At 39.9% G+C, this 12,517-nt stretch carries 11 protein-coding genes and 2 pseudogenes; 6 read left to right on the top strand and 7 right to left on the bottom strand.

Annotated elements, in window-relative coordinates:
• Positions 1-40: 40 nt before the first annotated feature.
• Positions 41-763, bottom strand: a complete 723-nt coding sequence (locus tag ABMQ40_RS00780; RefSeq protein ID WP_370895522.1) for a methyltransferase family protein — start codon at positions 761-763, stop codon at positions 41-43.
• Complete coding sequence (gene cmoA / locus ABMQ40_RS00775; protein ID WP_370895520.1) at positions 760-1,500, bottom strand: carboxy-S-adenosyl-L-methionine synthase CmoA; 741 nt, start codon at positions 1,498-1,500, stop codon at positions 760-762. The genes ABMQ40_RS00780 and cmoA overlap by 4 nt, the downstream gene beginning before the upstream one ends.
• Positions 1,501-1,805: 305 nt before the next feature.
• Here cmoA and ABMQ40_RS00770 point away from each other — a divergent pair, with 305 nt between their 5' ends.
• The gene (locus ABMQ40_RS00770; RefSeq protein WP_370895518.1) at positions 1,806-2,294 is read left to right on the top strand and encodes a DinB family protein; all 489 of its coding nucleotides are present in this window, start codon (positions 1,806-1,808) and stop codon (positions 2,292-2,294) included.
• A 192-nt stretch (positions 2,295-2,486) separates the two neighbouring features.
• Here ABMQ40_RS00770 and ABMQ40_RS00765 read toward each other — a convergent pair whose 3' ends face one another.
• The 3 genes and pseudogenes from ABMQ40_RS00765 to lptB all read right to left on the bottom strand — a co-directional run.
• Positions 2,487-3,443 carry a helix-turn-helix transcriptional regulator gene (locus ABMQ40_RS00765; RefSeq protein WP_370895516.1) on the bottom strand — a complete coding sequence of 319 codons (957 nt, stop codon included), beginning with the start codon at positions 3,441-3,443 and terminating at the stop codon, positions 2,487-2,489.
• Between the two features lie 107 nt (positions 3,444-3,550).
• Complete coding sequence (locus ABMQ40_RS00760; RefSeq protein WP_370896135.1) at positions 3,551-5,278, bottom strand: ABC transporter ATP-binding protein; 1,728 nt, start codon at positions 5,276-5,278, stop codon at positions 3,551-3,553.
• Between the two features lie 636 nt (positions 5,279-5,914).
• Positions 5,915-6,640 (bottom strand): annotated as a pseudogene (gene lptB / locus ABMQ40_RS00755) (LPS export ABC transporter ATP-binding protein); the annotation flags it as partial.
• Positions 6,641-6,755: 115 nt separating this feature from the next.
• Between lptB and ABMQ40_RS00750 the strand changes: the two are divergent.
• Both ABMQ40_RS00750 and ABMQ40_RS00745 read left to right on the top strand, forming a co-directional pair.
• Positions 6,756-7,053, top strand: a pseudogene (locus ABMQ40_RS00750) (TM2 domain-containing protein).
• A 75-nt stretch (positions 7,054-7,128) separates the two neighbouring features.
• Complete coding sequence (locus ABMQ40_RS00745; protein WP_370895514.1) at positions 7,129-7,857, top strand: hypothetical protein; 729 nt, start codon at positions 7,129-7,131, stop codon at positions 7,855-7,857.
• A 96-nt stretch (positions 7,858-7,953) separates the two neighbouring features.
• On the opposite strand, the gene hemB is transcribed toward ABMQ40_RS00745, so the two are convergent.
• The gene (hemB, locus tag ABMQ40_RS00740; protein ID WP_370895512.1) at positions 7,954-8,943 is read right to left on the bottom strand and encodes a porphobilinogen synthase; all 990 of its coding nucleotides are present in this window, start codon (positions 8,941-8,943) and stop codon (positions 7,954-7,956) included.
• Between the two features lie 117 nt (positions 8,944-9,060).
• On the opposite strand from hemB, the gene ABMQ40_RS00735 reads away from it, so the two are divergent.
• The 3 genes from ABMQ40_RS00735 to ABMQ40_RS00725 all read left to right on the top strand — a co-directional run bounded on the left by ABMQ40_RS00735 (position 9,061) and on the right by ABMQ40_RS00725 (position 11,744).
• Positions 9,061-9,411 (top strand): T9SS type A sorting domain-containing protein, encoded by a 351-nt coding sequence (locus ABMQ40_RS00735; RefSeq protein ID WP_370895509.1) that lies wholly within the window; start codon positions 9,061-9,063, stop codon positions 9,409-9,411.
• A gap of 107 nt (positions 9,412-9,518) precedes the next feature.
• A complete protein-coding gene (locus ABMQ40_RS00730) occupies positions 9,519-10,430 on the top strand; it encodes an ABC transporter ATP-binding protein (RefSeq protein WP_370895507.1) in 912 nt (303 codons plus the stop codon).
• Between the two features lie 3 nt (positions 10,431-10,433).
• Positions 10,434-11,744 carry an ABC transporter permease gene (locus ABMQ40_RS00725; protein ID WP_370895505.1) on the top strand — a complete coding sequence of 437 codons (1,311 nt, stop codon included), beginning with the start codon at positions 10,434-10,436 and terminating at the stop codon, positions 11,742-11,744.
• 88 nt (positions 11,745-11,832) lie between these two features.
• On the opposite strand, the gene ABMQ40_RS00720 is transcribed toward ABMQ40_RS00725, so the two are convergent.
• Positions 11,833-12,510, bottom strand: coding sequence for a porin family protein (locus ABMQ40_RS00720; protein WP_370895503.1), 678 nt, complete (start codon positions 12,508-12,510; stop codon positions 11,833-11,835).
• Between the last annotated feature and the right edge of the window lie 7 nt (positions 12,511-12,517).

Below are 12,517 nucleotides of genomic sequence, written 5' to 3'. Positions count from 1 at the left end.
TTTTTTCAAAGCAAGCGGACAATAATGTTTTAACATTTTATCATGCAACCCACTTACCTGATTTTTTCATATATCTTATCAGGAAATAATAGCCTGCAAAGATCAGGATAAAAATAGTGGCCAGGATATTCCTGAAACTGTCATCGCTGTTGGTAAGCTGCGGATATTTAAACAGAAGAATGAGCACTATACCGCAAAGCCATACAAACTGGGTGTTGTATTCTTTGATCAGCCATCTTTTCCATTTGAATTCCATCGAAGAAAAAGTTTTGCGCAATCCTGAAACCTTAGGGATCCACCGGTGGACCTTCCGGGTATAGGCATCAAAATCCTCACCGAATTTACTTCTCAGAAAATTTTCTTCGGCCAGAACGATGCACTGATAAATAAAAAGGAAAACCGGCATCACAATAAAGGTATAGATCAGTGAGTTGGCCAGGATCCCGACGCCCAGGAGCATCAGAATGTTTCCCACATACAGGGGATTCCTGACATGGCTGAAAATTCCTTCCGTAACCAGCCCTTCAGCATATACTTTTTTATCTTTCCCGCCTCTTACAATATAGGCAAGGCCGATGGTGCCTCCCCTGATCAGCTGCCCCAGAACAGTGATGATCAATCCTGATATAATGGCTATCCAGTAATGATCCGCCCCAAACCGGTCTTCTCCGAACAATGGCGGAGATGGAATGAATAACAATAAATATAGAACAATGAACAGGAGATTCCTGTACTTAAAGAAAAAGTTACCGATCTGTATCATAATTTTTTTGCAATAATACCTGTAAAGTTATACCATCTGAAAAATACTTCCACCTCATCAAATCCGGCTTCATGCAGCATATTGATGTTTTCACTTGTCTTATAAGGGATCAGAACGTTTTCCAGAGCTTCTCTCTTCTGCGAGATCTCAAGCTCACTGTAATTGTTTCTGCGTTTAAAGTCATAGTAATAATCTATGTATTCGCGGTTGAAGGATTTTTCTTCCGTCAGGATTTTCTCAATAAGGATAAAAACACCGTTCGGGGTCATGCCATCATAGATCTTTTTTACAATATTTAGCCGGTTGATAGGGCGGATAAACTGCAAAACCAGAACCATACTCACTACGGAAGCATTCTCTACAGGAACATGCTGGGTAACATCTGCAACCTGAAGCTCAATATCCCGGCTCAGCTTAAAATTATTAAGCTTTTCCCTGCATTTAATTATCATTTCTTCCGAATCATCAATACCGATAAACCTGATACCTTCCTGAACGGTTTTATCCATGAGCAGCATCGTAGTTCCTGTAGAGCAGCCCAGGTCATAAACATTGGTTCCTGCTTGTGCGTGGTTTCCGGCAAGCTCACTTGTCATTCTTTGCAATTCATCATAGAAAGGTACAGAACGGCTTACCATATCATCAAAAACACCGGCAACTTTAGTGTTAAATTCGAAGTCGGAAAGGTTTTCAAGCTTTTCCTTAAAAACTTCATCTGAATTAATAGGTAGTGACATAAGATTTAATTTTTCAAAAATATTAAACCCTATTTGAATTGAGTATTAATTTTACCGGCCGCATTTTTAATATCCTGTAATACGGTCTTCAAATAAAAACTCAATACATATAGTGTATTTTCATAATCAATTATAAAATTAATAAAAAAATATCTTCAATATTCCAAAAAAATTCATTGGTTATCTTAAATATTTGTTAATAAAAGATTTTATATTTTTTTCCCCGGATAAAATCCTGCTGACAAACTGTTGTCATTACCCTGTCTTACCTTTGTCTCAACAATAACAAACTAAACCTAAAAATTATGACAACTACGGTAACAACACAACAATTCATGACATCGCAACAACTATTAGAGCACTGGCAAGGACACAGAAATCTGACAAGAAGGGTGATAGAAGCATTTCCTGAAAAAGAATTATTTGAGTTTTCAGTAGCAGGCATGAGACCCTTTGCCAAACTGGCTGTAGAACTGATCAGCATCGGTGGACCGGCCCTAAGGGGTATTGTAGAAAAGAATATGGAAGCCTACAGCGAGGAAGCTTTTCAGCCGAAAACAAAAGAGGATATTCTTAAGAAGTGGGATCAGGAAACGGAAGTGATCAACCATTATTTTAATCGGATCACTGAAGAAAGATTCCAGGAAACCTTCAATTTATTCGGCCAGTATGAGTTTCCGGTTTATCAGAACATCCTTTATTTCATTGATAATGAGATCCATCATCGTGGACAGGGATATGTTTATCTGAGAGCTTTAGGCATTGAACCCCCTTTTTTTTGGGAGAGATTTTAGCACCTTTGATGCCCTTACTGAAGCTGAAAGTATTGATCCGGCTGAATGCCGACCTGCTCAAACATTCCACAGGATACGAAAAGCCTATGTAGATTGGGCCAATAACCTTACCGGCAGATCCTATTTTAGCTTAAGCTATCTTCTATCAATTAAATTAATATTGCCTGGCCTCAACAAGTAATTTGTTGAGGCTTATTGCTGATGCTTCTTCGAGATCGCCCTGAGCAAATGGCTGAGCTTGGTTTTCAGGCTTTCAGGTTCCAGGATCGTCGCATAGTCTGCAAAAGTGATCAGCCAACGGGGAAATCCTTCATTGATCCACTCTGTTTCAAAAGTCAGTTCAATGCCCTGATCTGTCTCTACCTCTTCTGTCAGTCCGTAGTATTTTTTTGAATTCACCAGATGCCCCATAATCTTTTTATCGACAAGGAGTCTGACCTTTGTCTTCTCACCTTCCGAGTTTCTCCTGTAGTCATTAAGCTGGCCATATTCCTGCAAAAACGGATTCTGTGTTTTGGAGATCTGAAGAATCCTGTCTACCCGGAATTGCCTGAAATCTTTTCTCAGAGTGCAGAAAGCCATGATATACCAATAATTAAATTCAAAAAATACTCCGACGGCTTCTATGATCCTGTCCGAAATTCTGGAATCAACCGTTTTATATTTTATAGACAGCTGCTTTTTTTCAGCAATGCTTTCCATAATTATGGGAATGACATTCTTAATTGAATCCCCGGGCTGTACGTGATAATTATAAACGCCTATCTGGCTCTCGATATTCTGAATCAGGTCTTTATCCGAATATCTTAATACGGAGCGGACTTTTTCCATAGCTGTCTGGTAATGGATCCCCAGACTCTGATGGGAAAATTTCTGCATCAGTTTTTCCGCAGTGATAAAGCTCAGCACCTCTTCCTTGGTAAACATTACCGGGGGAAGTTTATAGCCTTCCATCAGGGAATAGCCGCTTCCCGCTTCCCCCACGATAGGAATCCCCGCATTCTCCAGTGTTTTTACGTCCCGGTAAATGGTCCTGATGCTCACTTCAAATTTCTCAGCTAAGTCCTGTGCCCTTACCAGAGGTTTCGATTGCAGCTGGGTAAGTATGGCAGTTACCCGGTCGAGCTTTTTAAGATAATGGTCGTTCATTTTTGTCTGGCGAATCTAAATCCTTCTGATGTATGCTGGTAAATTTAGCAACTTTTTATTGTATTTTGAATAAGATGGTAACTGACTATCCTAATTCCGGCTTTATGTCAGCTTTCCTTGTAGGTATTCACCAGCTTATCCAGATTAAGACTTCTGGCCGATGCGTCAAAAATCTCACGGTAGGTCCCGTTAATTTGTACCAACTCATCATGCGTTCCGCTTTCCACCACCTTTCCTTTCTTCATCACATAAATTTTATCGGAATCAAGGATCTGCGATAGTGAATGAGAAATAATGATAACCGTTCTGCCTTCTTTTATCGCATCCAGGGAATTTTTGATCTGTTCCGTCGCAATGGCATCCAGGCTGGCTGTAGGCTCATCGAGGAAGATGATCGGCGGATCTTTTAAAAACAGCCTTGCGATAGCAATCCTTTGTTGCTGTCCTCCGGAAAGCTGTGTGGCATCATGCTGATATCCATCCGGAAGGTCAAGGATCTGGTCATGCAAATATGCTTTTTTTGCAGCTTCCCGGATCTGATCAAAAGTGGCATTCATGTTTCCGTAACGGATATTATCTTCAATGCTTCCCTGGAAAATATGATTTTTCTGAAGTACCAATCCCAGATCGTCTCTGAGGAAAGTATTATCATAGTTGTTCAGATCAATACCATCCAGTAAAATCTCCCCTGAATCCGGAAGGTAGAACTTGCACAGGAGATTGATAATGGTAGATTTCCCGGCTCCACTCAATCCTACCAGGGCGGTAGTTTTCCCATTTTCGATCGTCATTGAAACATTATGCAAAGCCTGTGTACCGTTTGGATAGGTAAAATTTACATTTTTCAGTTCAAACTTTCCTTTTATTTCTTTCTCTACGAAGGTTCCGTTAGGCTCTTTCTCATGATCGGCGTTTAAAATATCAAAATAGCCTTCCGCATAGATCATGGCGTCATTCATGTCATCATAAATCCGGTGAAGCTGACGGATTGGTGCCGAAACGTTATTGAAAAGCATGATATGGAGCATAATGGCCCCTATGGTCATCTGCTGGTCCAGCACCAGATAAACTGTTAAAAGTATGATCAAAACGACTCCAAACTGCTCAATAAAGGTTTTTAACCCGTCGTAAATAAAATTGGTCTTCCTGGTAAACATCTGGCTTTCCATCAACTGCATCTGAAGGTCATATTGCTTTTTGCCTTCAAATTTTTCCCTGACAAAGCTTTTAATTACCATAATGGAATTGATGAGATTCAGAAGCCCTGAAGTTTTCTGTTCACGCTGATTCCTCAATTGCCTGCGTACACCCCCAAGCTTTTTGGCCTGTAAGGAGCTAATGTAAAAATATATGGGGACAATCACGGTGGATACCGCGCCTACATATACATTCTGCATGTACATAATGACCAAAGCAATAATGGCATTGGAAAAAAGCGGTAAAATATCGATAAAGAAGTTCTGTACCAGTCTCGTGAGGCTTTCGATCCCACGGTCAATACGGATCTGCAGCTTCCCTGACTCATGGTTTTCATCATTGAAGTAGGCAACCCTGTACGTGAGGATCTTATCAATGGCAGATTGGGCCAGTACCGAGCTTACATTGATTCTTATTTTCTCACCGTAGAACTTCTGCCCGAAATTGATAAAGATATTCAACAGTTCTTTTCCCAGTAAAATAACGGATATCAATACCAATATGTGGATGCCTTCAGACATGGGATGCGGAAGATGGGTAAGCTTGGTAACTTCATCCACTGTATATTTCAAAACCAATGGATTCACCTGCGCTGCGAGTGCTCCCAGAAAGGTAAGAAACAGAGTCCCGTAGATCATCAGCCGGTAAGGCCTTATAAACGGGATAAGCTGCTTGTAGATTCCAAATAACGTAACTGTTCTTGTAAAAGGTTTTGCCATGGAAATATAAAATAAACGTACTGTTTAGAGAGAAAAGGTACGAATTATAATTGATTTAACCGGCTGTCTGAATCTATTCTGCCATAAAATTTTCAATCCCGTTGACAATTGATCCCCGAACTGATGCGAATGGTCTTATAAACCGTTTCATATGACATATAAGACTACATATGTTCATTACCGGGAATACTTAGATCCGGAAAGAAGTCCGGCTAAGTATTATCCTTCGTATACGTAAGTGGTAAGGTAATGCAGCTCCGGCTGGCTTGCCGCTTTGGAATCTGCTTCCGCCTGTTCCACGGAATATTGGGAAGTGATCTCTTTTTTCTGGAATACAAAGGAATTATTAGCTCCTTTATCAACCACGTCATTGAAAATATGTTCTATTTCAGAATTGGCCAGGGATGCAAAGCTGATATCTTCAAAGCCATACATCAGCCTGAGGTCATCAAACTGCGAAAAACGGTCATTTACAAAGTTTTGCAGCTGGGCTTTTGAATCAAAATTCCCAGCCCAGATATTGTAGATGTATTTTTTCTTTTTAGGCTTATCCAGGATGCTCTGGTAAACAAAATTCTCACCAAGATAGGCTTCCCTTACCTGGGGATCGTTGGCCAGATCTTCCGGAAGACCTTCCTTCAGGATCCTGCCTTCAAACATGATATAGGTTTTATTGGTGATTGCCAGGGTCTGCTGTACGTTATGGTCGGTGATCAGTATCCCGATATTTTTATCTACCAGGCTCCTTACAATTTTCTGGATATCTTCCACCGCAATCGGGTCTACCCCCGCAAAGGGTTCATCCAGAAGGATAAAGTTGGGGCTTGTTGCAAGGCATCTGGCAATTTCCGTTCTACGCCTTTCTCCCCCGGAAAGAAGGTCACCCCGGTTTTTACGTACGTGCTGGAGTGAAAACTCTTCGATCAGTTCATCACATTTGATCTGCTGCTCACGTTTAGATAGCTTTGTCAGCTGTAAAACCCCCATAATGTTTTCTTCCACGGAAAGCTTCCTGAAAACAGACGCTTCCTGGGCCAGATAACCGATACCCTTCTGGGCTCTCCGGTACATGGCATCACCTGTAATTTCCTGTTTGTCCAGGAAGATTTTACCTGAAGTGGGCTTAACCAAGCCTACAATCATATAAAACGAAGTGGTCTTACCGGCTCCGTTCGGACCTAGCAAACCAACAATCTCTCCCTGCTGAACCTGCACAGAAACGCCCTTTACAACTTTTTTAGGACCGTATTCCTTGATTAAGTTTTCTCCTCGTAAAATCATGGAGCAAATATATCAATTTATAAATTTATTCGTTTAGGTTTATTGAAGTTACTTGTAACTACTTTTACTTTTATCCGACATATCAGGAACAATTATTATCTCAAAATATTATAGAATGGAAAATTACGGTTATACTAAAACAGGGAACGGCGGCCAACATCAGCCAACGAATATGCCTTACCGTTCAGAAAAGAAAATCCCTGCCGCTTTATTGGGAATCCTGGTAGGCTGGCTGGCATTGAATAAATTCTATCTAGGCTATACCAAGGAAGGAATCATACAGCTGGTTTTAAACGTGGTTACCCTGGGGGGCCGCAAGTATCATTCCTTTCATTGAGGGGATTCTATATCTTTTCATGAGTGACAAGCAATTCGATGATACCTATGTATACGGAAGAAAGGGCTGGTTTTAATATTTAACATATTATCTGTGAAATTCTGTTTTATTTCCATAATTTTATAACACCAATCAGCAATATAAAATTAATATGGAAAATAATAAAGACCTAACCGAGCTCCTGGCCCTGGATCTGGGCATTAATATCGTAGACCGCAGACCTTATGCCAAGGAAGTTTTTAAATGGCAGGATATGGATTTGCTCCCGCATTCTTCCACTGATACCCTGCTGTGCGAGATCTTTGAATGGAACGGCAGAAACTGGAGAACAACGGGAAATAATCTTATAGGATATTTGTATTCAGGGAAAAACCTGAACTACATTAAAAACAAACTGATCAATGTCCCGAAAAACCCTGCCCTGATCCCTGACTTTGAGTTTACCAAAGACAGCATGATCGAATATGGGCTTTCTCTTCCCTCACTGTTCAATATCGGAGTAAACGGGAATATCAAAAACGCAAAAAGCTTTTCGGTAAGAGTAAACGGAGTAACGAAATCCCGAATCACCAATATTGATTCTCCGGGAATTGAGATTTTACGGAATTATTCCATATTTACCCAATCTAAATCAAAAACATACAGGAAGAACATCAAATTCAATTACCTGAGCACTTCATTATTCTATGCCGAAAGTGTGGAGATTTACCTGGAAAAAGATTCCGGGGTCGGACTGGAGGTAAGCTTCCAGACCGAAAATGTAGAGGTGGAAGCCAAGGTTGATACGGATACAAAAAAACATTTTGTCTTAAAGTATTCCGGAAACCAGGCGCCTTTCGCCGCTAAATTTACAAAGGGAAAAGATTTTGATATCATGTAAAGGGTTATGAATTATGAGTTAAGAGTTATGGCTAGTATTTATTTTAAAGATTAAGCAGCAACTTATAACTCATAATTCATAACTCATAACTTCTTTTTACCTGTTCAGGAGCATGGCTGCTTCTTTTGCGAAGTAAGTAAAGATCATGTCGGCTCCGGCTCTTTTAAAGCAGGTCAGGCTTTCAATGATCGTTTTGTCATTATCCAGCCAGCCGTTTTGGGCTGCCGCTTTTACCATGGCATATTCTCCGCTTACATTATAAACCGCAATCGGAAGGTCTATTGCCTCCCGCACCCTTGAAACAATATCCAGATAAGGAAGTCCCGGTTTTATCATGATGATATCCGCACCTTCTTCAATGTCCTTGAATACTTCATTCAGCGCTTCGCGGGAGTTATGAAAATCCATCTGGTAAGTTTTTTTGTCTTTGGGAATTTCCATATTATCTTTAGGAGCACTGTCTAAAGCGCTTCTGAAAGGTCCGTAAAAAGAGCTCGCATATTTTGCGGAATAGCTTAGGATCCCTACATCAGTGTATCCATTCTCTTCCAATGCTTCACGGATCGCCTGTACCCTTCCGTCCATCATATCGCTTGGGGCCACCACATCGGCTCCTGCCTCAGCGTGGGAGACAGACATTCTTGCCAATGCGTCTACAGTAGCATCATTCACAACCTTTCCGTTTTCAATGATTCCATCATGTCCATAGATGGAATACGGATCCAAAGCCACATCCGGCATGACGATCATTTCAGGAACGGCATCCTTGATAGCCCTTATGGTATTCTGCATCAGCCCGTTCTTATTCCATGCTTCTTTTCCTGTATTATCTTTTAAATGATCGGAAACCTTCATATACAGGTTAACAGATTTTACTCCTAAAGAAAATAATTCTTTACATTCTTTTACCGTCAGATCTATACTTCTTCTGAAAATCCCCGGCATTGACGGGATGGGTTCCTGCTTATTCTCCCCCTCCATTACAAAGATCGGCATTACAAAATCACTGGTGGTAAGGGTGCATTCCCTTACCAGACTTCTCATGGATTCATTCACTCTCAGCCTTCTGTTTCTTGAATATATCATTTTGGAATACTTTTTGAATATTTTTATACAAATTTACTACAAGTTCTTATAAAAACTATTGCAAAGAATTGTGGATTTTTTTATTTTTGTAGTTGATATTCGAGAAATTATAATTTGATGAAAAAATTTTTACTTTTATTTCTATTTTTAGTGGCTTTTGTTGGTTTTTCCAACAATGTAAAAGCTCAGCTGCGGGAGCCAGGTTCCATCTCTCAGAGATCTGATGATGGAGTGCTTGTAGCATACCCTAATCCGGCGAAAGACTTTTTAATTGTAAAGGCTAAAGATCCGGCCTTAAAAATTAAAAGTGTTACCTTTTATTCCATATTAGGTACACAGGTCGCCAATTATTCTGTAAATATGAATTCCGGAGAGATTAATATTGAAAAATTAAAACCCGGAAAATATCTGATCCGCTATATATTAAGCGATAATACCCAAAAGGTTACCCAGATAGTAAAACAATAATAATCAAATCCTGATAATCATCAGGATTTTTTCTTTTCAGCTAATTCTGTTTTAATAATTCCGTAACTTTCGGAACATTTTTATACTAATTACAGAAAAAGAATTTAATGCTAAAAGCTGAACATATTACGAAAACCTACAATGCAGGTAAAAAGGTAGCATTGGATGATTTCAGTATACATGTCCCGAAAGGAAGTATTTACGGTCTTTTAGGGCCGAATGGAGCCGGAAAGACCTCATTTATCCGTATCATTAATCAAATTACACAGGCAGATTCCGGGGAGGTGTATATCAACGGGGAAAAGCTTAATCCTCTTCATATTAAAAATATCGGCTATATGCCTGAGGAACGGGGACTGTATAAAAATATGAGCGTAGGTGATCAGATCCTTTATTTTGGAGAATTGAAAGGCATGAGCAAAAATGATGCTCTGGCTGAAGCCAAAAAGTGGTTTGAGAAGCTGAATATAGACCAATGGTGGAAAAAAAAGCTCTCTGAACTTTCAAAAGGGATGGCACAAAAAATACAGTTCGTTGTCACGGTTCTTCACAAACCCCATTTACTGATCCTTGATGAGCCTTTTTCAGGCTTTGATCCTGTGAATGCCAATCTTATCAAAGATCAGATCATTGACCTCAAAAACAACGGAACTACCATTATCCTCTCAACCCACCGAATGGAAAGTGTGGAAGAAATGTGCGATTATGTAGCATTAATCAATAATTCCAAAAAAATCATTGACGGAAAGGTTTTTGATGTGAGGGAAAAATTCAAAAAAAATATTTTCGGGATCACCCTTTCCGAAGCCGACAACACACAGCTGGAAGCTTTCAGCAATAAATACGAGATATTTAATGTTATCCATGAGAACAATCTGGTCTCCTTTGACCTGAAAAATGAAAGTGATCAAAATGCCATTCTTCTGGATCTTGTACGGGTGGGGAAAGTACGGTCGTTCGACGAAAGGATTCCTAGTATGAATGAAGTGTTTATTAATGCCGTAAGTAATCATTCTTAATTTATGAACAACATTTTTTTAATTACAAAAAGGGAATTTCTTACTCAGGTTAAGAAAAGATCCTTCATTATATTAACTTTACTGGCCCCTGTCATGCTTATTGCTTTCGGGGCAATTATAGGCCTGATGTTTAAGGCTAACCAATCGCACAGCGTTATCCAGGTTGTTGACAAAAGTGGTTTATTTAAGAATCAGCTAAAATCAGATGATCAGCTTAATTATGTCTTTGTTCCGGCTTCCGACGAAGAAGCAAAGATCAACAGCTTGAAGAGCAACGAATCATTGGATGGAATTTTAATTCTGCCCGAACTGAAAAATCATGATTTTGACGGCCTGGAAGCTAATACAAGACTGGTCATCAATAATAAAATAGGTTTTGACACCAAGCAGAGAATCGTTTCTGATATTGCCAATGTTATAAAAAAAGAAAAGATCAGGGAACTGGGCATTGCTGAAAGCCAACTCAACAATCTTGATAAAAGCTTCACCTTGAAGACCATCAATGTCTCTGAGGACAATAAAGAAGATTCTGATCTTGCCTTCGGGGTCAAGACGGGGCTAAGCATGCTTCTGATGTATGTAACCTTCATGTTCATCATCATTTACGGTGTGAGGGTAATGAGAAGTGTTCTGGAAGAGAAGAACAACCGCGTGGTTGAAATCATCATTTCTTCGGTAAAGCCTTTTGAACTGATGATGGGAAAAATCCTGGGGGTAACCCTGGTTGCTTTAACGCAATTTATCATATGGATCAGTATGTCCGTTATCGGCGCTCTTATTTTGAATACGGGCTTCTCATCGATACAGAAAAATATACCCGGAGGCAGTGAAGAAATGATGAATAAGCTGGATATTGCGCAGATTGCCACACAGATTTCCCATAGTTTACTGGAGCTGAATTTCCCATTGATCATATTTGTATTCATTGTCTTTTTTCTATTGGGATATGTTTTTTACAGCTCTATTTATGCCGCTATCGGCTCTGCCGTGGATAATGAGACCGAGACCCAGCAATTCACATTATTTGCCATATTACCTCTAACTTTGGGAATGTACGGAAGCTTTTCGTTAATGAATAATCCGGATGGCCCGCTTGGATTCTGGCTGTCCATTATTCCGTTCACTTCTCCTGTTGCAATGATTGCAAGAATCCCGTTCGGGGTTCCGGCATGGCAGATCGCTTTATCCATTGCATTATTACTGGGGACAACCATTTTTATGATCTTCCTGGCCGGCAAAATCTACCGTGTAGGTATACTGATGTACGGGAACAAAGCTACTTTGAAAGAGCTTTGGAAATGGATCAGAGGATAGAGAGTTATTTAAATATATGTATATGAAAAAAATCCCGGAAATGTTCCGGGATTTTTATTGATCATTGATCGGATAAAATCAATTAATTCTATTTGAAGATATAGCTTAAGCCTATGCTGAACACCTGTTCAGATTTGCTTTTTCCGGTATCTCCGGATTTGGTCCAGCTTTCAACAAGGTCCGGATAAGTATCGGAAATACCGAGATCATATCTTATCGTTAGTTCCAGTTGTCTTTTATAGCTGTATCCTAATCCCAACCCTATACCGAAGTTGAATCCGTTAGCCTTTCCACTGATCTCGGGATGGCTGGGATCTGTAACATCGGGATCATAATAAGGCCTTTTAACCGGTACATTCTTAGTATTCTGACTTAACAGGAAGTTAAATCTGGGACCTACCATTCCGAAAAACTCCGATTCCGCTTCAGAGAAATATCCTTTGAAATAAATCGGAACACTCAGATAGTTATTGGCATAGACAGCATCATAACCGTCTACTCCTTTAACATCCTTGTCTTTCCCTGTCTCTCCCGCACCGTAGTATACCACTTCCGGCTGAAGGAAAAACTGGTTTGATTTCCCCAAAGGAATTAGTGCCAAGGCTCCTGCCTGAAAGGTATACCTTGGTCCTGAAGGGTTGTGGGCATTTTTTACTCTGGAATAGTTTGCTCCTGCAGTGACCCCGAATCTTGTGCTACTAAAATCAATCTGTGCGAATGAGAAAGTAGAAAAAACCAAGGCAGAGGCTAATAAAAATTTTTTCATATCATTG

Origin of the sequence: Chryseobacterium gossypii (genome assembly GCF_041361455.1) — a bacterium.
GTDB classification, from domain to species: Bacteria; Bacteroidota; Bacteroidia; order Flavobacteriales; family Weeksellaceae; genus Chryseobacterium; species Chryseobacterium gossypii.
This window is presented reverse-complemented; position numbering and strand designations above follow the sequence as displayed.